This window comes from Streptomyces ovatisporus, assembly GCF_042653885.1.
Taxonomy (GTDB): domain Bacteria; phylum Actinomycetota; class Actinomycetes; order Streptomycetales; family Streptomycetaceae; genus Streptomyces; species Streptomyces ovatisporus.
The window spans coordinates 118,986-141,798 of record NZ_JBHSFH010000004.1 but is presented as its reverse complement, the minus strand read 5'-3'; the positions used below and the strand labels follow the sequence as shown (position 1 = coordinate 141,798).

19 protein-coding genes are annotated in these 22,813 nt (G+C 70.9%); 7 read left to right on the top strand and 12 right to left on the bottom strand.

The window, feature by feature from the left end:
- Nucleotides 1-177: 177 nt before the first annotated feature.
- The gene (locus ACFPA8_RS05500) at nucleotides 178-2,994 is read left to right on the top strand and encodes a flippase-like domain-containing protein (protein WP_386443142.1); all 2,817 of its coding nucleotides are present in this window, start codon (nucleotides 178-180) and stop codon (nucleotides 2,992-2,994) included.
- Between the two features lie 177 nt (nucleotides 2,995-3,171).
- Here the strand turns inward: ACFPA8_RS05500 and moeZ are convergent, their stop codons facing one another.
- The 7 genes from moeZ to ACFPA8_RS05465 form a co-directional block, all read right to left on the bottom strand.
- Nucleotides 3,172-4,350 carry an adenylyltransferase/sulfurtransferase MoeZ gene (gene moeZ / locus ACFPA8_RS05495; RefSeq protein WP_386443140.1) on the bottom strand — a complete coding sequence of 393 codons (1,179 nt, stop codon included), beginning with the start codon at nucleotides 4,348-4,350 and terminating at the stop codon, nucleotides 3,172-3,174.
- Between the two features lie 62 nt (nucleotides 4,351-4,412).
- On the bottom strand, nucleotides 4,413-5,243 hold the full coding sequence (locus ACFPA8_RS05490) for a spherulation-specific family 4 protein (protein WP_386443137.1): 831 nt from the start codon (nucleotides 5,241-5,243) through the stop codon (nucleotides 4,413-4,415).
- Entirely contained in the window at nucleotides 5,231-6,298 is a 1,068-nt protein-coding gene (locus tag ACFPA8_RS05485) for an NAD-dependent epimerase/dehydratase family protein (protein WP_386443134.1), read from the bottom strand. Before ACFPA8_RS05485 ends, ACFPA8_RS05490 begins: the two co-directional genes overlap by 13 nt.
- Before the next feature lie 150 nt (nucleotides 6,299-6,448).
- Complete coding sequence (locus ACFPA8_RS05480; protein WP_386443132.1) at nucleotides 6,449-8,164, bottom strand: hypothetical protein; 1,716 nt, start codon at nucleotides 8,162-8,164, stop codon at nucleotides 6,449-6,451.
- Nucleotides 8,161-10,290: a DUF3492 domain-containing protein gene (locus ACFPA8_RS05475; protein WP_386443129.1), complete on the bottom strand. Its 2,130-nt coding sequence runs from the start codon at nucleotides 10,288-10,290 to the stop codon at nucleotides 8,161-8,163. Before ACFPA8_RS05475 ends, ACFPA8_RS05480 begins: the two co-directional genes overlap by 4 nt.
- Before the next feature lie 359 nt (nucleotides 10,291-10,649).
- A complete protein-coding gene (locus ACFPA8_RS05470; protein ID WP_386443126.1) occupies nucleotides 10,650-11,501 on the bottom strand; it encodes a DUF3152 domain-containing protein in 852 nt (283 codons plus the stop codon).
- Nucleotides 11,502-12,232: 731 nt separating this feature from the next.
- Entirely contained in the window at nucleotides 12,233-13,273 is a 1,041-nt protein-coding gene (locus ACFPA8_RS05465; protein WP_386443123.1) for an alpha/beta fold hydrolase, read from the bottom strand.
- Nucleotides 13,274-13,386: 113 nt separating this feature from the next.
- Here ACFPA8_RS05465 and ACFPA8_RS05460 point away from each other — a divergent pair, with 113 nt between their 5' ends.
- From ACFPA8_RS05460 to ACFPA8_RS05445, 4 genes are all read left to right on the top strand, one after another.
- Nucleotides 13,387-13,617, top strand: coding sequence for a hypothetical protein (locus ACFPA8_RS05460; protein WP_386443120.1), 231 nt, complete (start codon nucleotides 13,387-13,389; stop codon nucleotides 13,615-13,617).
- A gap of 124 nt (nucleotides 13,618-13,741) precedes the next feature.
- Complete coding sequence (locus tag ACFPA8_RS05455; protein WP_386443118.1) at nucleotides 13,742-14,365, top strand: TetR/AcrR family transcriptional regulator; 624 nt, start codon at nucleotides 13,742-13,744, stop codon at nucleotides 14,363-14,365.
- Nucleotides 14,366-14,531: 166 nt separating this feature from the next.
- Nucleotides 14,532-14,762, top strand: coding sequence for a DUF3107 domain-containing protein (locus tag ACFPA8_RS05450; protein WP_386443116.1), 231 nt, complete (start codon nucleotides 14,532-14,534; stop codon nucleotides 14,760-14,762).
- Nucleotides 14,763-14,897: 135 nt separating this feature from the next.
- Entirely contained in the window at nucleotides 14,898-15,185 is a 288-nt protein-coding gene (locus ACFPA8_RS05445) for a hypothetical protein (protein ID WP_386443115.1), read from the top strand.
- A gap of 210 nt (nucleotides 15,186-15,395) precedes the next feature.
- Here the strand turns inward: ACFPA8_RS05445 and ACFPA8_RS05440 are convergent, their stop codons facing one another.
- Entirely contained in the window at nucleotides 15,396-16,127 is a 732-nt protein-coding gene (locus ACFPA8_RS05440) for a ferritin-like fold-containing protein (RefSeq protein WP_386443113.1), read from the bottom strand.
- Nucleotides 16,128-16,615: 488 nt separating this feature from the next.
- Here ACFPA8_RS05440 and ACFPA8_RS05435 point away from each other — a divergent pair, with 488 nt between their 5' ends.
- The gene (locus tag ACFPA8_RS05435) at nucleotides 16,616-18,226 is read left to right on the top strand and encodes a DEAD/DEAH box helicase (RefSeq protein WP_386443110.1); all 1,611 of its coding nucleotides are present in this window, start codon (nucleotides 16,616-16,618) and stop codon (nucleotides 18,224-18,226) included.
- A gap of 142 nt (nucleotides 18,227-18,368) precedes the next feature.
- The gene (locus ACFPA8_RS05430; RefSeq protein ID WP_386443107.1) at nucleotides 18,369-19,331 is read left to right on the top strand and encodes an alpha/beta fold hydrolase; all 963 of its coding nucleotides are present in this window, start codon (nucleotides 18,369-18,371) and stop codon (nucleotides 19,329-19,331) included.
- Between the two features lie 47 nt (nucleotides 19,332-19,378).
- Here the strand turns inward: ACFPA8_RS05430 and ACFPA8_RS05425 are convergent, their stop codons facing one another.
- The 4 genes from ACFPA8_RS05425 to ACFPA8_RS05410 form a co-directional block, all read right to left on the bottom strand.
- The gene (locus tag ACFPA8_RS05425) at nucleotides 19,379-19,987 is read right to left on the bottom strand and encodes a MarC family protein (protein WP_386443104.1); all 609 of its coding nucleotides are present in this window, start codon (nucleotides 19,985-19,987) and stop codon (nucleotides 19,379-19,381) included.
- A 178-nt stretch (nucleotides 19,988-20,165) separates the two neighbouring features.
- The gene (locus ACFPA8_RS05420) at nucleotides 20,166-21,011 is read right to left on the bottom strand and encodes a PHP domain-containing protein (RefSeq protein WP_386443101.1); all 846 of its coding nucleotides are present in this window, start codon (nucleotides 21,009-21,011) and stop codon (nucleotides 20,166-20,168) included.
- Between the two features lie 196 nt (nucleotides 21,012-21,207).
- Complete coding sequence (locus ACFPA8_RS05415) at nucleotides 21,208-21,846, bottom strand: DUF6758 family protein (protein ID WP_386443098.1); 639 nt, start codon at nucleotides 21,844-21,846, stop codon at nucleotides 21,208-21,210.
- Nucleotides 21,847-21,965: 119 nt separating this feature from the next.
- A complete protein-coding gene (locus tag ACFPA8_RS05410) occupies nucleotides 21,966-22,553 on the bottom strand; it encodes a suppressor of fused domain protein (protein ID WP_386443095.1) in 588 nt (195 codons plus the stop codon).
- Between the last annotated feature and the right edge of the window lie 260 nt (nucleotides 22,554-22,813).

Genomic DNA, 22,813 nt, shown 5'->3' with positions numbered 1-22,813 from the left:
TCCGCCGCGCGTTGCCCGAAAGGGGCCCCTGGGCGGGCCCCGGGCGGTTCCGCCATGCCACCATCATGCGGGCGGTGACGAGTGATACGGGATCAAGACGGAACGGCGGCCGGGCAGCGGCGAGGTGAACGCGCTTCTCACGAGGAGGGCGGCACCGCCGACGATGCTGCCCGGGAGATGTCGGAACGTGCGTCCCGCCAGGGCCGCCTCGTCCGTGCCGACGGTTCGGCCTCCAGGCCCTCCGCACAGTCACCCTCCACGTCCGCGTCCTCGCATACCCCGGGCCGGAAGGCGGGAGCGGCCCGCTCCTCCGAGGACAGCGGCGACAACAGTGGCGCGGACGGTGACGCCGACAGCGACACCGGCGGCGGCCCTGCCGAGGGCGAGGAAATGACCGAACGGGTCGAGAGCGACGAGCCGCTGCTCCCCGCCCGTGTGCACCGCCCGTCCGATCTGCTGCGCCTGGGGCTCGGACTGCTCGGCATCACGATCGTGCTGGTCATCGCGAACTTCGCGCACGGCACGACCGCGGGTCTCGAACAGGACATCGACAAAGGCACACAGCAGGCCCCTCCGCTGCTGATCAGCCTGACCGGTCTGACCTCCAGCATCGTCATCCTCCTCGTCCCCGTCGCCTTCGCCATCGAGAGGCTCATCAAGCGGGACGGGCTGCGGATCGCGGACGGCGTACTCGCCGCCGTCCTGGCGCACGGTGCCTCCCTCGCCATAGACCTGTGGGTGGCTCAGGCCGCACCGGACTCCGTACGGGACGTCCTGACCAAGCAGATCACCGACTCCGACCTCACCACCCCCGTCCACAGCTATCTCGCCCCGGTGATCGCCTACATGACCGCCGTCGGCATGGCCCGCCGGCCGCGCTGGCGTGTCCTGCTGTGGGCGGTGCTCCTGCTGAACGCCTTCGCCGTCCTCTTCCCCGGCTACTCGACCCTGTTCTCGATCATCGTCACGGTGCTGATCGGCTGGTCGGTCGCGTACGGCACCCTGTACGCCGTCGGTACGCCCAACGTCCGTCCCACTGGCCAGACGCTGCTCGCCGGGCTCCGCCGCGTCGGCTTCCACCCGGTGAGCGCGCTGCGCGTCGAGGACCCCGGGGGGCTCGACGGCACCGAGGCGGGGGACCACGGCCGCCGCTACCGCGTCACGCTGGAGAGCGGCCCGCCGATCGACGTGACAGTCGTCGACCGGGAACAGCAGGCTCACGGCTTCTTCTACCGGGTCTGGCGGCGGCTGACGCTGCGCGGCATGATCCAGAACCGCAGTCTCCAGTCCTTGCGCCAGGCTCTCGAACAGGAGGCGCTGCTCGCGTACGCCGCCATCGCCGCCGGAGCCAACGCCCCCCGGCTGATCGCCACCTCGGAGCTGGGGCCCGATGCGGTGATGCTCGTCTACGAGCACATCGACGCCCGCACACTCGACTCGCTCCCGGACGAAGAGGTCACGGACAAGCTGATGCGGGCGGCGTGGCGGCAGGTCGAAGCACTGCAGTCCCGCCGGATCACCCACCGCAGGCTGGTCGGTGACGCGCTGCTGGTCGACAGTTCGGGCACCGTCTATCTGACCGACCTGCGGGGCGGTGAGATCGCCGCGGGCGACGTCGTGCTGCGCATGGACATCGCACAGTTGCTGACGACGTTCGGACTGCGCGTCGGCGCGGAGAGAGCGGTCGCCGCGGCAGTGGACGTGCTGGGCCCCGACTCCGTCGCCGACAGCCTGCCGATGCTGCAGCCGATCGCGCTCAGCCGCAGCACGCGCCACACACTGCGCCGTCTCGCGAAGGAGCGCGCACAGCGCGAACGTGAAGCGGTCATCGAGGCGTCGCGCGCCAACAAGGAGGCCAGGGAACACCTCCACGGTCCGGCCTCGGGCACGCAAGTGGACGCGGCCGCGGACCAGAAGCAGGACCGCAGGTCGCTCCGCGCGGAGAAGAACGCGCAGAAGAGAGCCGTGGACGAGGCGCTGGAGGAGGCGCGGGAGGAGGACCTGCTCGCGCAGATCCGCCAGCAGGTACTGCTGGTCAGACCGCAGGCGCCCATAGAGCCGGCCAGGCTGGAACGGGTCAGGCCCCGCACCCTCGTGACGTTCATCGCCGGTGCGCTGGCCGCCTACTTCCTGCTGTCGCAGCTCACGCAGGTCAACTTCGGAGAGGTCGTCGGGCAGGCGAACTGGGCGTGGGTCGGCGGCGCGGCGCTCTTCTCCTCACTGACGTACTTCGCCGCGGCGATGGCGCTCCTGGGCTTCGTACCGGAGAAGGTGCCCTTCCTGCGGACCGTCGTCGCTCAAGTGGCGGGCTCCTTCGTGAAACTGGTCGCCCCCGCCGCTGTCGGCGGCGTCGCACTCAACGCCCGGTTCCTGCAGCGCTCGGGAGTCCGTCCGGGCCACGCCGTGGCCAGCGTCGGGGCCTCGCAGCTGTTCGGGCTGGGCAGCCACATCACGCTGCTGCTCTTCTTCGGTTATCTCACCGGCACCGAGCACACACCGACCCTCTCACCGTCCAGGACGGTCATCGCGGGACTGCTGACGGCTGCCGTGCTCGTGCTGATCGTGACGGCGATCCCCGCCCTGCGGAGATTCGTCTCCACGCGACTCCGTTCGCTGTTCGCGGGCGTCGTGCCGCGGATGCTGGACGTGGTGCAGAGACCGCGGAAACTGGTCACCGGCATCGGCGGGATGCTGCTGATGACGCTGCTCTTCGTCATGTGCCTTGACGCCTGCGTACGGGCGTTCGGGCACGACGCGAGTTACGCGAGCATCGCGGTGGTCTTCCTCGCGGGCAACGCTCTCGGCTCGGCGGCTCCCACGCCGGGCGGCCTCGGCGCGGTCGAGGCGGCGCTGATCGCCGGTCTGATCACCTTCGGGGTGCCGAAGGAGATCGCGACTCCGGCCGTACTGCTGTTCCGGCTGATGACGCTGTGGCTGCCCGTGGGCCCGGGCTGGCTGTCGTTCACGCACCTGACGCGCAGGGGCTCGATCTGAGCACACGGCGCGCGCCGGCTGCGGACGCGCAAGATGCCGCAACGGCACGCCACGACAAGCCGCACCGGAAGAGAGGCCGGTAACTCCACCGCTTCGTACGTCGGCGGAGCCGCCCAGTGCGAAGACATACGCGAAGGGGGCTGCTGACCGTCGTCGCAGCCCCCTTGGCGGATGTGATCAGTAGACCGGCTTGTCCGGCTCGATCTGGTTGACCCAGCCGATGACGCCACCGCCGACGTGTACGGCGTCGGCGAAGCCGGCGTCCTTCAGCGTGGCCAGGACTTCCGCAGAACGGACACCCGTCTTGCAGTGCAAGACGATCTTCTTGTCCTGCGGCAAGTCCTGCAACGCGCTGCCCATCAGGAACTCGTCCTTGGGGACGAGCTTCGCGCCCGGGATCGAGACGATCTCGTACTCGTTCGGCTCGCGCACGTCGATGACCTCGATGCGCTCACCGTCGTCCATCCACTCCTTGAGCTGCTTCGGGGTGATGGTCGACCCGGCCGCGGCCTCCTGCGCCTCGTCGGAGACGACGCCGCAGAAGGCCTCGTAGTCGATGAGCTCGGTCACGGTCGCGTTCTCACCGCACACGGCGCAGTCGGGGTCCTTGCGGACCTTGACCTGGCGATAGCTCATCTCCAGGGCGTCGTAGATCATCAGGCGGCCCACCAGCGGATCGCCGATGCCGGCGAGCACCTTGATGGCCTCGTTGACCTGGATCGAACCGATCGAGGCGCACAGGACGCCCAGCACGCCGCCCTCGGCGCAGCTCGGCACCATGCCGGGCGGCGGGGGCTCCGGGTAGAGGCAGCGGTAGCAAGGACCGTGCTCGCTCCAGAAGACCGACGCCTGACCGTCGAAGCGGTAGATCGAGCCCCACACGTAGGGCTTGCCCAGCAGCACGCAGGCGTCGTTGACCAGATACCTGGTGGCGAAGTTGTCGGTGCCGTCCACGATCAGGTCGTAGCCGGCGAAGATCTCCTTCACGTTGGACGAGTCGAGACGCTCCAGGTGGAGGTTGACGGTGGTGTGCGGGTTGATGCCCAGCACTGTGTCCTTGGCGGACTCCGCCTTGGAACGACCGATGTCCGACTGACTGTGGATGATCTGGCGCTGCAGGTTCGATTCGTCGACCTCGTCGAACTCCACGATCCCCAGGGTTCCCACGCCCGCGGCGGCGAGGTACATCAGTGCGGGCGACCCGAGGCCGCCGGCGCCCACACAGAGCACCTTGGCGTTCTTCAGCCGCTTCTGCCCGTCCATCCCGACATCCGGGATGATCAGGTGGCGCGAGTACCTGCGGACCTCGTCAACGGTGAGCTCGGCAGCCGGCTCGACCAGGGGTGGCAGCGACACGGGGACTCCGTCGGTCGGTGGAAACGTACGGTTGTTCTTCCGCAACACTGCCACGCCCTATCTCATTCCGAGACACCCGGTCCGAGGCGCGAGACGATCTCGTCCCAGTAGCCGGGCAGTGCTTCCCAGGGGTTCCGGCCGCCCCGCGCGCACCTGTCCGTGAAGTACACAGTGGCCGCCCCCTGCCAGCGCGCGATGCGCATCGCCTCCTCGATGTGCATGCGCGGCACGCTGTGCACCAGGTGACAGAAGCGCTCCGCAGGGTGGGTCGCCGTCCACTCGGCCGCCTGCGACCACCGGTAGTCGGGCCAGCCGCCGGAGAACGTCACCAACTGGTCGGCCAGTTCCGCGTATCCGGGATGCGGGTGGCTGCCGTGCCCGAAGACGAGCGCAGGGGACGGACGCGGAGCGGCCGCGGACCCCGGCGGCGCCGCCCGGCCGGCGAGCGCGTGCCGCTCACGGTGACGACGCTGCTGAACGCACAGGGCCCGCAGCGTCGCCGCCGTCCGCTCGACATCGGCGAGCTGCGAAGGGCCGGACGGGCAGTGCGCGAGGTAGAAGCCGTCCACCCGGTACCAGTCGAGGTAGCGGTGTGCATCCGAGACCAGTTCGCCGAACGAACGTGCCCCGTCCCGCATGTCGAGATGACCCAGCACGGCCACTCCCGCACTGTGCAGCCTGTCCGCCGACGCCAGGCAGTACGAGTCGGGACGGGTGCCGGGACCGCCGGCCACGTCGAGGACCGCCCAGTGCAACGGCAGTCCGGGATGCGCCAGTGCCGCCCACTCCTGGGGCGCGAGCATCGGGTGGGCCCACCCGGGCACCCCCAGGCCCGTACGGCCGGCCGTCTCAGCCGGCAGGGGGAGCGTTCCGGGGCTCATCAGATGCGGCATGCCGCCTCCATCCAGATGTCGGCCAGCGACTCCTCGAGGCCGATGCGCGGGCGCCATCCCAGCCGGTCGCGCGCCGTCCTCACATCCGCCTGCTGCCAGCTGCCACAGCCGTCCGGATAGTGGTACGCCGTCGGCGCCGCCGCGGACGAGGGCCCGGCGGGCGACGGCACATGGGCCGTGCCGACAGCGGCCGACGAAGTGCCGGCCGCGGAGGCGGGCCCCGGAGCGCCGGCAGTCCCGGACGGAACTCCCGGATTGCTGGAGCTGAGCGCCCCCGGCCCTGCTGCCCCCTGCCCGCTGGACGGTTCCAGTTCGTGCAGGGCCCCGCCGTACCCGGCGACTCTCGCGAGCACGGACGCAGCGTCACGCAGGCGGACCGCCCTGCCCGTCCCGATGTTGATGACTCCCTGTGCCGCGGAGAGCGAAGCGGCGTGCACTGCACGCGCGACGTCCCGCACGTCCACGAAGTCGCGCTGCACGGAGAGTCCGGCCAGCCTCAGCTCGGTCTCGCCCTGCTGCATCGCCCGGCGCATGCCGTCCGCCAGCCGCCCCAGCGGGGAACCGGCGGGGGTGCTCGGTCCCGCCGGTGAGAAGACCCGCAGAACGACGGCGTCCAGGCCCGACGCGAGGACCAGCTCCGTCGCGGCCAGCTTGCTCACGCCGTACGGCCCGCCGGGGCGCGGCGTCGCAGCCTCGCCGGTGGAGGAACCCGCCTGTGACGGCCCGTACTCCGCGGCGCAGCCGACGTGCACCAGCCGCGCGTCACAGCTGCTGCGCCGCAGCGACTCGCAGACGGTGGCGGTCGAGACGGTGTTCTGACGCGTCAGCTCACGTGCTCCTCCGCGGGTGGCGCCCGCGCAGTTGACGACGACGCCGGGGTGCACTGCGTCGAGGAAGCGGGTCAGCGCTCCCGGGCTTCCTGTGGCCAGGTCGAAACGCACATCGGCGTCGTCGTCGCGGCCGAGGGCGGTGAGCTGCACGGCGGGGTCCGCCAGCAGTCTGTCGGCGACGAAGCGCCCGAGGTATCCGCTCGCACCGAGCAGGAGGACTCTCATCGCGGGACCTCCAGGTGCTCGTCAGTGCGGTGTGACGGTTGTGCCGTGGTCATCCGGCCTTGCTCCTTAGTCGTGTCGTGGGTGCGTACGCGGCCTGGGCGGGCGTACGGGGATGGGCGTGGTGGGGGTGACGGTGGTGGCCGTCGCGATTCAGGGCGTCGCGCCCCAGGGGGTCTCGCTGTGCGCGTCGGGCTCGGCGCAGCAGCCGTGCTCGTCAGGTGAGCTGTGCACGTCGCGAGAGCTGTGTACGTCGTGAGAGCTGTGCTCGTCGTGAGGACAGCGGACGTCGTGAGAGCTGTGTACGTCGTGAGAACGATGACCTTCGTCGGAGCGGTGCACTCCGTCACCGGGACGCGCACAGTCCGCGCAGTGCCTCGGGGCGCTGCGGACGCTGCGGGACTCCCGCCCTCCCCCGTGATGGGCGAAGGCCCCGCCGAGCAGCCGGTACGCCCAGGCCAGCAGCCCCAGCGCGACGCAGGCGCAGACAGCTGCCGGTACGAGCTCCGGACGCAGAGGCCCGGGGGCGCTTCCCCCTGCGGGGACCGCCCCCACGGTGAGGACGACTGTCTCCACCCCGCAGGCGACGCCCAGCCCGGTCGAAGCAGCTCGCCGGAACCCGTGCGCAGTCAGCAGCAGTGCGGTGAACAGCAGCATCCCCAGGGCTGTGGTGGACATCAGCACTTCGGCGGAGACGGAGCTGCTTCCGGCTCCGCTGCCTCCTGCGTCTCCACCGCCTCGCTCGCCCGGGCCGACCACGATCCCCGCCGCTTGGGCGAAGACGACCTGAAGTCCCGGCATCAGCAAGGCGAAAAGAGCCACAGTCGCCGTCAACAGCGGCCACATACCCGCCGCGAAATCGTCCAGTGTGCGGCTGCCCGCCAGTCTCCGCCGCGCCCCTACTGCGAACCGGCGGGCGCACAGCACGGCCGGTACGAGAGCGCACGCGAGTGCGAGCGGCACGGTTGCGGCGCTCACCGCTCCCGCCGCGCCCTCCCCGGCGGAGCCGTCCTGTCCTCCCTGCAGCCGGTCCGTGCAGACGACGACGCCGGTCAGCCAGCCGGCTGAGAGCAGGGTCGGCAGACCGGCCTTCGCCCCGGCGAGACGGCACAGCACAAATCGCACGGACAGCCCGACAGCGAATGCGGCCGTGGCGACACCGGCGGCGACAGCCGGTCCGTCTGCCTGACGCACCAGGGCTGACTCGGACAGCGCCACGCACACGCCGGTCAACATCGCGGGCAGCAGCACCAGGAACGCGTTCAGCATCCACCGGGCGATACGCCCGCCCGCACAGTGCGACGCACGGCTGCGGTTGCGGCTGCCACCGGAAGAGTGCGAAGGGCCGGCATCAGAGCGGGAGGACAGTACGTCTCGCTCCCCGTCAGCACGCGGTACCCGCGCGAACAGCTCCTCGGCGAGGGAGAAGACGTCACGATGGCGGAAACGTGCCGCAGTACGGTCGGTGACGCCCACAGCCTCAAGACCGGCAGCGATCTCCAACGGATCGACAGCTCGTTCGCACAGTCCGCGGTGCCGGTGCATCAACTCCCTGACGGGGTCCGCCGGGCCGGTCACCGCGCGCGCAGTCGGACGGGCCTCCCGGGGTCCTGGAACCCGGCTCCCGGGGCTTGCCCCCATGGACCTGCTGCTCGCTGCGTCCGAGCCGTCGGACGGCTTCGCCCTCGCCGCGGGGACCCGCGCCGCACTGTCCGGCACGTCCGCGGACACGTCCGACGAGGCGAGCAGCGCCCAGGAACGCACGTCCCAGGCCTCTCCACCCACCGGGTCGCCTGGCTCGTACGGGCAGGCGGCGGCCGGACGGTCCGGTTCGGCCGTGCCCGGGCTCGGGGGTCTGCGAACGCTCATCTGCGGTCTTCCTTCCGGGTCTCCGTCCGCACGCTCTGCTGTCGCATCCGCGGTCCGATCGCTGCGCTGTCCGGCAGGTCCGGCCGAGCCCAGCTCGGGGCGGAGGGACGCAGGCGGGACCGGGGCGCCGCTGCCGACGCGACGCCCGCGCGCACGCCCTGCAGCACGGGTGCCGACGGGCGCCGCACGCCCGCGCGGAGCCCGGCAGAGACAGAACGGGACGCGGCCACAGCCGCCGTGCCGTTCGTGCCGTCGGTCCAGCGGCCCGGCACCCGCGATTCGGCAGGACGTCCGAAGGGCTGCGGCTCGCCGCCATGAGTCGTTGCCGTCCCACTGCCCTCGGGGACGGGCCAACGCGACATCAACTCCAGATAGATGCCGCGGAACGCCTCGACGTTCTGCTCGACAGTGAAAAGTTCGAGTGCGCGTGCCCGCGCCGCCGCCCCGAGCCGCTCCCTGCGCTCCGGGTCACGCAACAGAGCCGCACAACTGTCCGCGAAAGCACGGGGATTGCGCGACGGTACGACGAGCCCTGTGCCGCCGATGACCTCGCACACCGCGCCCACGTCCGTCGAGACAGTGGCCCGCCCGCAGAACATCGCCTCGATCAGTGAGACAGGAAAGCCCTCGACCGAACTGGAGAGCACCACCACGCAGCCCGCTCCGTACGCGTGCGCACGCGTGGGCACAGCAGGACTGCCCAACTCGTCGAACGAAACGGGACTTTCACCCACCGCACCGGCGGCGTCCGCCTCGTCGGGAAAGAGCTGCACCGCCAGGGCGCGGCAACGCGCCGCGTACTCCACCGCCTCGGCCCCTCTGCCGGGAGACGTCGTCACGACGCGCAGCCGCGCCCCCGGAATCGCCGTGCGGACGGCGGCGAAGGCGTGCAGAAGACCGATCAGGTCCTTCTCCGGTCCGATGCGTCCCACCCACACGAGGGTCGAACTGTCCGCGTCCGTCTCGCTGTCGCGCGGCGCGACGCCGCCCCGCTTCGCGCTGTCGGCGAGTTCACCGATCTCAGCGAACGGCGTGGCGTCCATGCCGGCGTAGACGGTGCGCAGCTTCTCGCGCGACGCTCCGCACCGCTCCTGCCAGCGACGCGCGTGCGTGTTCCCGGGTGTGATGAGTTGCGCCTGTGAGTACGCCTCCCGCACCAACTGCCGCTGGAACGAGGCCAGCAGCGCCCGCACGGGGGCACCCGCAGTAGTCGGTGCGACGGCTTCTGCTGCGCTGGCGAGATAGTGCTCCCGCAGTCGCACGCCGTACTCGGTGATCAGCAGTGGCGTACCGAAGAATCGCTTCGCCAGAAGTCCCGGCAGCGCGGCAGGACCGCCGCCCACTGCGTGACACAGGTCCACACCGGCCAGGCCCGGCCAGGTGTTCCCCGCCTCACAGCCACCGCCCTGCCCGGGGCCGTGCGCATGGCCGCCACCGCTGTCGTCGCCGCCCGAGCACCCGTACCAGTCGAGGGAGAGCGGACGCAGCGCGCGCTCCAGGCGTTCCGCCACAGTCAGCAGATCGCTGACGCCCACGCCATGTGCGGCGCGGAGAGTGCCGGGCGCGCGGCACGCGGACTGCAGCACGCGGATCGCGAGTTCGGAGCGGAAGGAGCCCGTCAGACCGCCGTGCTCGCGGGCGAGCTCGGCCAGCCCGTAGAGCCCTGCGGCGAAACGGTCCGTCAACTGGCCTTCCGCTCCGGCCTGTTCGCTGCCGGGGCGCTCGTCCTGCGGATTCGGGGGGTCATACGATCCGACGGCGCAGACGGCAGAGGCCAGCTCGTGGAAGCACTCGGCGAACCGGCGCCGCTCGCGCCGTCCGTACGTCCCGCTGCGAACAGCACCGGCACCTGCCCGGGAGAGCCATCGGTGGCCTGCCGAGCAGTCGGCCGCACGGGCGGCCGCCCCGCCTCGCATCCGCGCTCGGTCCCACAGCGGCGCTGTGTGCACCTGGGCGACGTTGGCGGGAAGTTCACACCATTCGGCAGTCTCCTGCCGCGCGCTGCGACTCAGCGCGTACACCTCGAACTCATGGCCGTCGAGGCCGCGCAGCAGCCGGTCGCACCAGACCACTGCCTCACCACGCGCAAAGGGATAGCCACCCTCCGTAAGCAATGCGATGCGCACGGACGCACCACCCCCGACCGATGATTCGAGCTGAGCCACCGCCCGAAAGGCTGAGTGGCGTGACGGAGGAAGACGCTATTCGCGCCTTTCGCACACCATGGACGGTTGTCCGTCGCGCCACCGAAAGGGGTGAATGCCCGTGACTTACCGACCAGTCGGACGTTCCCATGCGCTAGAGGCGCAAATCGGTCCGCACTCCAGCCAGGGTCACGACAGTGGGCGCCCGGCCGCCGATGCGTCTGCGGAAGAAGATTCCGGCCGGGGAGAAGAGCAAGCGGAGAGGTTCCGCTTCACCTGAAACGCGGCATACCGCGACCGCAGACCGCACAGACGACCGCCGACCGCACAGACGCGGACCGTCAGCCCTTCGGGAACGGCCACGCGTTGGGCTTGCAGGTCGCCCCGTCGGTCGTCACGGTCTTCGTCTGCTGCATCATGACCGGCGCAAGTGCGCCGTCCTTGGAACAGCCCACGTGGTTGAGCCCGATCCTGTGGCCCACCTCGTGGTTGATGAGCATCTGCCGGTACGAGTACATGCGGTGATCGCCGAACGTCTTCGCGCCCTGTGCCCACCGGTACCCGTTGATCATGATGCGGTCGGTGGAGGCCGAGTCGCAGGAGACCCGCTCCTGGCTGGTGTCCAGACCCGACTTCGCGCACCACACGTCCGTCGTCGGAGAACTCGCCAGGGTGATCACGAAGTCGGCTTCCTTGCCGTCCACCCGTTCGAAGCTCCGCTCACCGTCGTGGGCCCAACTCCGCTCGTCGTTGAGCGTCTTGTGCACGGCTTTCGCGAACAGTCCCGACGCCAGGGGGAGCCCTTTCTCGACGTCCACGCGGTAGCGCAGCACCTCGCCGCCGCCCTCGGCGCCCCGCTCCTCGCCCTTCACCGCCGTGAAGGTGCCCTTGCCCTTGAAGTCGGGCTCGAGGGGGAGCACCTCGGACATCTGCTGGGCGTAGGAGGGTGCCGCCTTCTCCGGTGCCCCCGGTGCGCCACGCCCGTCCTCCGACCGCGAGGTCGTTCCGCCGTCCGTCTGACCGCGGTCGTCCGTCTGTCCGGTGGCTCCGTTCCGGCTGGTGTCGCCACCTCCGGCGACCTGTCCGCCGATGACCACGGCCAGCACCGTCGTCACAGCGAGTGCCAGGACGCCCGTGACCACACGGCCCTTGCCGCCCTTCTTCGGCCGCGGCGCCGGGGCGGGAACGGACACGCGCGGCATGCTCCCGGTCGAGGCGTTCCGCCCCTCCGGGAACTCCGGCTGTCCCGGACCCGGCCCCGGTCCGCCCGGCCCTCTGCCAGGTGCCCGGACGCGTCCCGGGCCCGGGCCGTATCCCGGTCCGTGCCCGTGTCCCGGGTGCAGACGCGGATCATGCCTGCTCTGCCCGTCGTCACCGAACCCGGGGTTCTGCCCGTAACCGTCCCACGGCCCCGGGGTCCCGGGCCGCCCGGGACGGCGCCCGCCGGGCGCGCGCAGCGGAGCAGCATCAGGGCCGCCCCCACCGGGGTGACGCGGAGCGGGAGCGCGTACGGCCCCTGCCGCACCGCTCCCGAAGAGGTCGTCGTCGAAGGCGTCCAGGTACTCCTGCCGCGGGCCGACGGAGTGGCCCATTCCGGCCGCCGCTCCAGGGGCCCCCTGCAGCACCCGTCCGGCCGTGCGGCCCGCCCCGGAACCCGGACCGGTGGAATCCGCGCCCCAGCCGCCGCCTGGTTCACGCTGCTCGGGGTGGCCGCCGCGAACCGAATACCCATGGCCGTTCCCGTGCCACGTCTGACCGCCGTTCGACGCGCCGTCCCGTGGGTCCGGAGCGTAGGGCGCGGATGTTCTCGGACCGGACGGGTCCTCTTGTGCCATGCCGTACGCAGGCGCGGAGTCGCCTCGTTGCGCCGCCCGGTCGGGCGGGTCGCCGGCTTTTGCGCGCCCCTTGCGGCTATGGCGTCCCACTAGTCACCTTTCGGGTGTACGGGCGTCGAGGACGCAGCCTTGCCCACCTCGACCTGACCCGTCAACCGAGCAGTATCCACAAGCAGTTCACGGAATGCGCACGCGACGATCTCCGGGTACTCCATCATTGCCACATGTCCTGACTCGGGCAACGCAAGCAGGCGGCTGTCGCGGAAGACGGCGCTCGCGCGTCGTGCCATCCGGAAGCTCACGAGCTGGTCGCGTCCGCCGTACACGAGCAGCGTCGGAGCGAGCACACGTTCCGCCTGCCGCCACAGCGAATGCTGGCCGCCCAGGGTGTAGGCGTCGACGACGCCGCGGGCGGAACGGGCGAGGGAGTCCCAGAAGTACGGCAGCCGCAGTCTGCGCTCGTACTCCTCGACCGCTGCGGCGAACCCTGCGTCCGAGACGCGAGCCGGGTCGCCGTAGCACAACGCCAGCACCTCTCGCGTGCGCCGCTCCGCGGACCAGTCGCTGGTCAGCCGGCCGAACAGCCGCGCGACCCCGGGCACCGCGAGCAGCGCCGTGGGGAGAGCGGTGCGCTGCGGCGGGAGCTCGGGCAGGGCGGGCGAGACCAGCGAGAGTGTCCGTACGAGGTCCGGCCGGATCGCCGCGACCCGCGTCGTGATCGCCCCGCCGAGCGAGTTGCCGATGAGGTGGACGGGGGCACGGCCGGACGAGTCGAGGTAGCGGATCACGGCCCGGGCGTGGGCCGAGACCGAGTAGTTGCCGTCGTCGGGCGGCGGGGACATGCCGAAGCCGGGCAGGTCCAGCGCCTCGCCGTCGACGTCACCGGCCAGCTCGAGCATCAGCGCGGACCAGTTCATCGATGATCCGCCGAGGCCGTGGACGTACAGGGCGGGCGGCAGGCCCTGCTGCCGCGGCGGGCGCGAGCGGACGTTCAGAGTCAGCCCGGGCAGGGCGACCGAGCGGAGAACCTCGCCCTCGTGCGCCGAAGGAGCACCGGACGGCGGCACCGGTTCGGCGGCGCTGGGCGCTCCGGCGGCCCCGGCTGCTTCCGGGTGTTCGGTCGACGACATGGGGCAATGTTACGAGACGATCACACGACTCCTCATGTGTTCGCCGTCACACGTCACTCACGTCTAGTCGTAGCCTCGAATAGGAGGCGTCCTTCCTGGAAAGGGGAGCGTGCATGTCTGTTGACCCGATCGACCCGGACAACGTCGAGGACGGATACGAAGAGGAACCGGAGGAGCAGCCGGCAGGGCTGGAGGCTCCGCCGGAGGACGCCGCGGAGCAACATGCCGACCTGCTCCGCCAGCGGGACGAACCGATCACCGGCCGCACCGACATCGAGGCCGACCCCGCCGACGCCGCCGAGCAGGCGCGCGTGGTGGAACTGGAAGAGGATGAGTACCGATAAAGCGCCCGTTGCACTGCCTGCCAGCTGAAATTATCGGACCGCAGGAGTCACACTGCGGTTACCCAAAAGTACGATGGCGGGCGCAGCGCATTCCGCGCGCAGACAGACCGATCAGGGAGGCGGCGTGTCAGCCATCGAGCAAACTGAAGCGCGCCCACGCGGCACGCGCCTGCCGCGCCGGGCCCGACGCAACCAATTGCTGGGAGCAGCCCAGGAAGTGTTCGTCGCGCAGGGCTACCACGCGGCGGCCATGGACGACATCGCCGACCGGGCCGGCGTCAGCAAGCCCGTGCTCTACCAGCACTTCCCCGGCAAACTCGACCTCTATCTCGCGCTGCTCGACCAGCACTGCGAATCGCTGCTGCAGGCAGTGAGGACAGCGCTCGCCTCGACCACGGACAACAAGCAGCGCGTGGCGGCCACGATGGACGCCTATTTCGCCTACGTCGAGGACGAGGGCGGTGCCTTCCGGCTCGTCTTCGAGTCCGACCTCACCAACGAGCCCGCTGTGCGGGAACGCGTGGACAAGGTCAGCCTGGACTGCGCGGAAGCCGTCAGCGAAGTCATCTCCGAGGACACCAAGCTGCCGCGCGAGCAGTCGATGCTGCTGGCCGTCGGCCTGTGCGGGATGGCACAGATCACCGCCCGCTTCTGGCTGGGTTCGGGGCAGCCGATCCCCCGCGACGCGGCGGCCAAGCTGATCTCGTCCCTGTCGTGGAGAGGCATCGCCGGCTTCCCGATGCAGTGAGACGCTCCGCACGCCCGCAGCGACACGAACCGTGTTCGCTGCGGGCGTGCGGTGTTCGCTGCGGGCGTGCCCGGGCGGCCCCCTGCCAGGGAAGGTGTCCGGCTAATGTGTGCTCCGTACAGCGCGGCTGACCGCGTAACAACTGACCGTTCGGAGGGACATAGCCGTGGAGGTCAAGATCGGCGTGCAGCACGCGCCCCGCGAGATCGTCTTCGAGAGCAAGCAGTCTCCCGAGGAAGTCGAGAGCGTGGTGTCGGCTGCACTGGCCGAAGGCGGCTCGAGCATGCTCAACCTGGCGGACGAGCACGGCCGCAAGATCCTGGTCCCGGCAGGGCGCGTGGCCTACGTCGAGATCGGTGAACACACGGGCCGCAAGGTGGGGTTCGGCACTATCTGAGCACCCGCGCAAGACACACGTACGGAACGGCGGCGGCCCCCCGAATCTTTCGGGGGGCCGCCGTTTCGCGTGTGCGCCATACGGGGAGTACGGGAACGACCGAACAGCACGTCGGCCGTAACCGGAGGAGGTCCCATGTTCTGGGAGGCACTCGGCGCCACGGCCCTCGGACTTGTCATCGCCTGCGCAGCCGTCCGTCAGCTCCCGGAACGGCTCCCGCGCGGTCCTCTGGTCCTGGTGACCGGGCCGGCCGCAGCGCTCGTGGGCGGACTCATCTGCAGGGTCGTACTGGGCAGCGGGCACACGCTGACGACTCTCGCGGTCTCGGCAGTGGTGAGTGTGGCGATCCTCTCACTGCTGATCGTGGACGTACGGCCCGCTCACCGCCTGCCGGCGAACGTGATCAGTCCGCCCATGCCCTAGCGGTGTCCCTTGCGGCGACGGATGCCGGCCGCAGCCACCCACCTGTCGACGCCTCTGCCGGGCGGCTGGTCACAGAGTCAAGTCCGGGAGGCGCTCGGCGGTCCCCCGTACGGGCGGCACAGCCCGCGTCCCCGAAGTCCGTTCACCGCACTCGTGCGAACAGCACGCGCGGACGGGCACACCGACGGGACGCGGTCAGCACCGGGCCGGTCACGCAGCCAGGCCCAGCGCCGCCATCCGCTTGGTGTGCGCCTCCGTGATCCGGGAGAACATCCGCCCCACCTCCGCGAGGTCGAAGCCGTCCGCGAGACCGCCCACCAGCATCGTCGACAGAGCGTCCCGCTCCGCGACCACGCGCTGTGCCTGCGAGAGGGCCTCGCCCATCAGCCGCCGTGCCCACAGCGCGAGCCTCCCGCCGACCCTCGGGTCCGCCTCGATCGCTGCCCGCACCTTCTCGACGGCGAAGCTGGAGTGGCCTGTGTCATCGAGCACACCCAGCACGAGCGCGCGGGTGTCGGAGTCCAGCCGCACGGCCACCTCGCGGTAGAAGTCCGAAGCGATCGAGTCCCCGACGTACGCCTTGATCAGGCCCTCCAGCCAGTCCGACGGCGCGGTCAGCCTGTGGAACTCGTCGAGCGGCGCCGCGAAGGGCCGCATGGCTTCGGTCGGTTCCACATCGATCACAGCGAGCCGTTCCCGCAGCTGCGCGAAGTGCTGGAACTCGGCGGAGGCCATGGACGCCAGCTCCGCCTTGTCGGCCAGGGTCGGCGCGAGTTTCGCGTCCTCCGCCAGCCTCTCGAAGGCGGCGAGTTCGCCGTAGGCCAGCGCTCCCAGCAGATCAACGACAGCTGCCCGGTAGGTCGCGTCCGCGGACGCCTCTTCCCAGTTCTGCGTGGCAGTACCGGTGTGCTCGGTGGCGGGGGTCTTCTCAGGCGTCTCCATGCCCAGCACGATAGCCCGCGTCATCCGGCCGGTACGCCCCGTTGACAGGCCTCCCCGGCCTCAGTGAACTCGTACACAACAATCGGCCCGGTACACATGCACGGATCCGGGGTACAGTGATATTGGCTCCCGCCAGCTCGGCGGGATGCACGTACGCAAGACTGCGGATGCCCGGTCGGAGGCCCGATCGGCTCCGACCTGACCGCCCTCCGCGAGGCGCGTGTTCCCCACACGTCCCGTGACCATGGAGGGACCGCTCGCGTGAAGAGCGCTTGAGCGAGAGCCAGTGGTCCCGCACAGTCCGGCGGGCCGGCGAAGACGCCGCCCCCGGGTCACCGCGGTACGACCCTCCTCGCCGCCTCCTCGCGCGTCACACAGAATAGGCCAGCATCCTGACCACCACGACTTTCCGAGATCTCGGGATCCTCTCCGAGACAGCCGAGGCGCTGGAAGCCGTCGGCATCAGCACGCCCTTTCCGATCCAGGAGATGACCCTGCCCGTCGCCCTCGCGGGCGGCGACGTCATCGGCCAGGCGAAGACCGGCACCGGCAAGACGCTGGGCTTCGGCCTGCCGCTCCTGGATTCCGTCACCGTTCCCGCCGACGTCGAGCACGGCCGGGCGCAGCCCGAGTCGCTCACCGACTCCCCGCAGGCCTTGATCGTCGTCCCGACGCGAGAGCTGTGCCAGCAGGTGACGAACGACCTGCTGACCGCGGGCAAGGTCCGCAACGTCCGAGTGCTGTCGATCTACGGCGGCCGTGCCTACGAGCCCCAGGTCGACGCTCTGAAGAAGGGCGTCGACGTCGTCGTCGGCACCCCCGGCCGGCTGCTCGATTTGGCGGGCCAGAAGAAGCTGCGCCTGTCCGACGTGCGGACGCTCGTCCTCGACGAGGCCGACGAGATGCTCGACCTGGGCTTCCTGCCGGACGTCGAGAAGATCATCCAGATGCTGCCGGTCAAGCGGCAGACCATGCTGTTCTCGGCGACGATGCCCGGCCAGGTCATCTCTCTGGCCCGCCGCTACATGAGCCAGCCCACCCACATCCGTGCCTCCGAGCCGGACGACGTCGGCCAGACGGTGGCCAACACCAAGCAGCACGCCTTCCGCGCCCACTCCATGGACAAGCAGGAGATGGTCGCCCGCATGCTGCAGGCCGAGGGCCGCGAGCTCGCGATGATCTTCTGCCGTACGAAGCGGACCGCCGCCGACGTTGCGGACCAGCTCACCCGGCGCGGCTTCGCCGCGGGCGCCGTCCACGGCGACCTGGGCCAGGGGGCCCGGGAGCAGGCGCTGCGCGCCTTCCGCAACGGCAAGGTCGATGTCCTGGTGTGCACCGACGTGGCCGCCCGCGGCATCGACGTCGACAACGTGACGCACGTCATCAACTACCAGACGCCGGAGGACGAGAAGACCTACCTGCACCGCATCGGCCGTACGGGCCGTGCGGGCGCTTCGGGTACGGCCGTCACGCTCGTCGACTGGGACGACATCCCCCGCTGGCAGCTGATCGACAAGGCGCTGGAGCTGGGCCTCGGGGAGCCGGAGGAGACGTACTCCACGTCCCCGCACCTGTACGAGGCGCTGGGCATCCCCTCGGGCACCAAGGGCATACTGCCCCGCACCGAGCGCACCCGTGCGGGTCTCTCGGCCGAGCAGGTCGAGGACCTGGGCGAGACGGGACGCGGTCCCGGCCGCGGCCGTGGTGGCCGTGGTGGAGGCGCAGCGGCGCCGGAGGCGGAGCGTCCCAAGCGCACGCGGCCCCCGCGTCAGCGGCGGCGCACCCGCAACGGGCAGCCCCTCGACGGCACGGACGAGACCGCCGGTTCGCCGGCGGCAGCTCCGGCACCCGCCGTCGAGGACGCCGGTCCGCACAAGCCGCGGCGCCGCCGCCGTACCCGCAGTGGCGGAGCCGGTGCGGGGAAGGCGCAGGAGGGGACGGCTGCGGCAGGTGCGAAGTCGGCCGGCACGGCGACTGCCACCGGCGAGCAGCCGGGCCAGACCGCCGGCGCGGCGGAAGCCAAGCCGGCCCGTCGCCGTCGTACGCGCGGCGGTGGCGCGAAGGCGGCACAGCAGCCGCAGGCCGCTCCGGAGAGCTGATCTGCTGCCCGGCCGGAACTCCGGCTGTTATGGGCATCCATGCGTCGAGGCCCGGACCCTGGTGGGTCCGGGCCTCGACGCTGTGCAGATGCAGGGCAACCGTCCAGCTGTCCGTACGACGACGGGGCGGTAGCGTCCTCGCATGAGCAAGCCGCCGTTCCTCGTGCCGCCGTCCGCAGTCCGCGCGTACCGACTGGACACTGCGCGCGGCGAGTTCGCCGTGCACGACGCGGGTGTGCCGCGCCTGGGCACCGCGCTGCTGCTGCCCGGCTTCACCGGCAGCAAAGAGGACTTCATCGCACTGCTGGAGCCGCTGGCCGACGCCGGGTTCCGCGCCGTGGCCGTGGACCAGCGCGGTCAGTACGAGACTGGTGGACCGCGCGCTGAGGCCGCGTACTCGCGGACAGAGCTCGCTCGTGACGCGCTGGCCCTGGCGGAGGCGCTGCAACAGGACGACGACGTACTGCACGACAGCGACAACGGCAGCCACGCGGCGAACCCCCCGCACGGCGCGCGCAGTGCGCAGTCGGCTCGTCGAGTGCATCTGCTGGGTCATTCGCTCGGTGGTCTCATCGCCCGTGACGCCGTGCTGCGTGACCGGACGCCCTTCGCGTCCCTCACCCTCATGAGCAGTGGTCCCGCTGCTGTCTCCGCCTCCCAGCAACACCGTCTGAAACTGCTGTTGGGTGCCCTGCCGGTGATGACCGCGGAGGAGATCTGGCAGGCGATGCGCGAACTGGACCCCGTCGAGGCCGCCGACGAGACGACGCCGCCCGAGGTCGCCGAATTCATGCACGAGCGCTGGCTGGCACACGTGCCGGAACAACTGTCCGTGACGGCACAGCGGTTGATCGCCGAGCCCGACCGCGTCGACGAACTCGCCGCAGCCGTCTCCGCCGCGGGATCAGACCGGCCGGCGCTCCCCGTGCACGTGCTGTCCGGATCGGTCGACTACGCATGGGCCGTGCCACTGCTCGACGACATGGCAGTACGGCTCGGCGCGGTCCGTACCGTCGTGCAGGGCGCCGGGCACTCACCCAATGCGGAACGGCCCGGGGAGACGGCTCGGGCGATGGCGGACTTCTGGAGCAGTACCTCGGGCTGACCTCGCCGCCCGTCCTGCTCGTCCCGCTCGTCCCGGGTCCCCTCGTCTCAGGCCCGGCCTGCGATGAACTGCTCGACGCCGTTGGCGATCTGCTGCACGGCGATCGCGGACAGCAGCATGCCCGACAACCGGGTCACGAGTACCACACCGCCCTCCTTGATGACGCGGATGATCAGCAGCGAGTAGCGCATCACCAGCCACAGCACCACGTGGATCGCGAGGATCGCCACCCATACCGAGACCTGGCCGCCGAGGCCGTCGGCGTCCTGCACGGCCAGGATGACCGAGACGATCGCGCCGGGCCCCGCGAGCAGCGGCATCCCCAGAGGTACGAGGGCGGCGTTGACCTCCTTGGTCTGCGAGGGCTCGTCGGCCTTCCCGGTCAGGAGATCGAGCGCGACGAGCAGAAGCAGCAGTCCGCCGGCGACCATCAGCGCGGGCACGGAGACGTGCAGATAGTCGAGGATCTGTTGCCCGCACAGTCCGAAGACGGTGATGACGCCGAACGCCACCGCCGTCGCCTGCAGCGCCATCCGGCGCTGCACCTTGACGGGCCTGCCGGACGTCAGCGCGAGGAAGATCGGCGTGATTCCCGGCGGGTCCATGATGACGAACAGGGTGATGAACACTGAGCCGAAGAGCGCGAAGTCGAACACGGCGTTGCCTTGCTGCGAGGCCGGGCGGCATAGCGCCCGGGAGTGGACGGGGGAGGACGTGGCGGGGGCTGGGCACCGTCGACCGGTCCCGGGCGTGCCACCGGCCACGCAGCGCACTGATCGCGAGGCGTCCCGGCAGCCGCTGCGCGGGCGCACGCGGTGCGGCGGGGCCGGCGCGTCAGCCCGTGACGGGCTCGGTACCCGAGCTGCGGGCGGCGATCTCGGCGTAGACGTCGGGATCCGTCGTGTGTTCCCCGAGGCGGCAGGTCTTTCGGCTGCCGTGGTAATCGCTGGAGCCGGTGGCGAGAATGCCCAGATCGGCGGCGAGACCGTGCAGCCGTGCCCTGGTGGCCGGTTCGTGGTCCATGTGGTCGGCCTCGAGACCGTCGAGGCCGGCTGCCGCGAGGTCCGCGATGGCACTCTCGGGTACGCACTGGCCGCGCTTGGCGGCGAGCGGATGCGCGAAGACAGCCACTCCTCCCGCCCCCTTGATCAGCCGCAGCGCGTCGAAGGGGTCGAGTTCGTGCTTCTCGACGTACGCCCGCCCGTCGTTGGCGAGCCACTCCGTGGTGAAGGCGTCCGAGACGCTCCCGACGACGCCCGCCTCGACCATGGCGGTGGCGATGTGCGGACGGCCGACGGCCCCCTCGCCGGCGATCTCCGCGACTCGCTCCCACCTCACGGGGACGCCCAGTTCGCGCAGCTTGCGGACCATCCCCTGGGCGCGGGGGACGCGATCGTCCCGTACGAGCTCGCGCTCGCGGGCGAGTTCGGGTTCCGCCGGGTCGAAGAGGTAGGCCAGCATGTGGAGGCTGACGCCCTCGAGCCGGCAGGACAGCTCCGCCCCCCTGACGAGCGTGAGCCCGGAGGGCAGCGCCGCGAGGGCCGCCTCGTGGCCCGAGACGGTGTCGTGGTCCGTCAGCGCGACGACGTCGAGCCCGGCCTCCCGGGCGTTGCGGACCAGCCCGGCCGGGGTGTCGGTGCCGTCCGAGGCGGTGGAGTGGGTGTGCAGGTCGATGCGCACGGTGCAGAGCTCCAGCTACGGACGGGGACGGAGAGCAGGGGGTGCTCCCACGATAACCGCCGCCCCCGGCGCACTCGCCGGGCGGACGGAGGGGCCGGGCCGTCGCGCGAGGAGGGTCCGGCAGCGCACCCGGTACGGGCCGGCGCGGCCAGTCCGCGGCAGCGGGAGAGCCGGTCCGTCCGGCCCTGGCGGGGGCTCAGGAGATGATGCGCGACGAGAGTGTCCCGCAAGGGAGCAGGTCGACTTCGGCGCCCGCGTCCCGCAGGTCGGTGAGCACCAGCTCGTCGTACATCAGCAGCCCGGACTGTTCCGGCCAGACGATCGCCCACAGCCAGAGTCCGCGCGCCTCACCCGCGAAGACCGCCCGGTCGCTGGCCGAACCGGGGACGTGCCACAGCGGCGTCGGCCGTCCGGCGGCCAGCACCTTCACGGGCGGAGGCTTGTCGACGCACATGCCGGGCCCGGGGTCCACACCGTCCACGCCCGCGTACCGCGCACCCAGGCCGACGCCCAACTCCTCAGCCACCAGGATGAGTTCACCGGTACCGCCGAGCGGGCCCGGCCCGGAGCACGCAACAGCGGTGGCCCGCGCGCCGCTTCTGTCGTCCCCCGCACACGCGACGCCCGAGAACAGCCAGCCGACCGGCAGCGGCCACGGCATCCACACGGGCACCTTCGTCCGTCCGACAGCCACGGCGAGCGCTTCGACGCTGGGGGGAACGACGGGCTGGAGCGGGTGCACCGTGCCGTGCAGATCGCACTGCCAGGAGTCGGCAAAGAGTCCGGGCGCCCGCACCCGGCCACCGCATTTCGGGCAACTGGGTTCGCCCCTCATGACACACAACGGTCCTCCCCGGCCGCGTCCGCGTCAAGGATCACCCGTCCCAACTTGGCCGAAGCCCGTCGGTCGCCCGCTCTTCGCCTCACCTGCCCCACGGTGCGACAGAGCCCGGCTCAGTCCGTCAGCGGCACAGCGGCACGGAGCGGGTCACGCAGGTCGGTGCCGTGCTTCAGCCAGCGCTCCTCGAGCGCTCCGGCGCCGTGCACACGCTTCCAGGCGGCCTCGTTGGGCGTCATGGGCAGCAGCGGCAGGAAACGCACCGGATCCAGGGGGGAGTCGAGCGCCAAGTCCTCGACCAGACCGCCCGGTTCGGCGACCAGGACGGACGTGAACGGCGCTTCCGGCCACAGCGGTTCGCCGACGTCCAGCGAGGCGCCGGGAGTCACGACGACGCCCTCGACCTGAGGGGACGCAGCCAGTACGGCGAGCGGCCGAAGCACCTCGTCGGTCCTGGCGGCACCCGCCCGTACGGACAGGACCAGTTCGGCGCGCGGCCCGCGCTCGGGGTCGGCGAGGGCCGCGGAAGGGTCGGTCATGGGGGCGGCCGACATCCCGAGCGTGGCATAACGCACCAGGTCACCGTCCGCGAAGCGCAGCACGTCGATCCGCTCCGTGCCGAGGAACGTCACCGACGCCCGCGCTTCGGGTACGCCGAGCGCCGAACGCAGCCGCGCCTCCACCAGTTCCGATACGTGAGCCATGCCGCGAGGATAATCACGTAAGGAGGTGGCAAAGAGACGCGAGGTGGAGCCGGAACCGGCAGAAGCAGTCCTCCAGCGGTGTTACCTTGGCTGCTGGTCAGGCATGCGAATCGTCCCTCAAGAGGGACCGGCCGGAGGAGGTGGGACTGACATGGATCCGAGTCGACCGTGCAGTACCAACTGCTCTTCCGTCCCACCGCGGCCCCACTCCTGAGCGCCCTACTCCCCCATCGGTTCACCGGTGAAACCACACAGGGCGC

What these genes read in the sequence shown, in the direction of transcription:
- ACFPA8_RS05460 (WP_386443120.1), top strand. Translation starts at nt 13,387, where the DNA reads ATGTCTGTTGACCCGATCGACCCGGACAACGTCGAGGACGGATACGAA.
- ACFPA8_RS05480 (WP_386443132.1), bottom strand. Translation starts at nt 8,164, where the DNA reads ATGAGCGTTCGCAGACCCCCGAGCCCGGGCACGGCCGAACCGGACCGT.
- ACFPA8_RS05445 (WP_386443115.1), top strand. Translation starts at nt 14,898, where the DNA reads ATGTTCTGGGAGGCACTCGGCGCCACGGCCCTCGGACTTGTCATCGCC.
- ACFPA8_RS05440 (WP_386443113.1), bottom strand. Translation starts at nt 16,127, where the DNA reads ATGGAGACGCCTGAGAAGACCCCCGCCACCGAGCACACCGGTACTGCC.
- ACFPA8_RS05490 (WP_386443137.1), bottom strand. Translation starts at nt 5,243, where the DNA reads ATGCCGCATCTGATGAGCCCCGGAACGCTCCCCCTGCCGGCTGAGACG.
- ACFPA8_RS05485 (WP_386443134.1), bottom strand. Translation starts at nt 6,298, where the DNA reads ATGAGAGTCCTCCTGCTCGGTGCGAGCGGATACCTCGGGCGCTTCGTC.
- ACFPA8_RS05410 (WP_386443095.1), bottom strand. Translation starts at nt 22,553, where the DNA reads ATGGCTCACGTATCGGAACTGGTGGAGGCGCGGCTGCGTTCGGCGCTC.
- ACFPA8_RS05415 (WP_386443098.1), bottom strand. Translation starts at nt 21,846, where the DNA reads ATGAGGGGCGAACCCAGTTGCCCGAAATGCGGTGGCCGGGTGCGGGCG.
- ACFPA8_RS05435 (WP_386443110.1), top strand. Translation starts at nt 16,616, where the DNA reads ATGACCCTGCCCGTCGCCCTCGCGGGCGGCGACGTCATCGGCCAGGCG.
- ACFPA8_RS05430 (WP_386443107.1), top strand. Translation starts at nt 18,369, where the DNA reads ATGAGCAAGCCGCCGTTCCTCGTGCCGCCGTCCGCAGTCCGCGCGTAC.
- ACFPA8_RS05500 (WP_386443142.1), top strand. Translation starts at nt 178, where the DNA reads ATGTCGGAACGTGCGTCCCGCCAGGGCCGCCTCGTCCGTGCCGACGGT.
- ACFPA8_RS05465 (WP_386443123.1), bottom strand. Translation starts at nt 13,273, where the DNA reads ATGTCGTCGACCGAACACCCGGAAGCAGCCGGGGCCGCCGGAGCGCCC.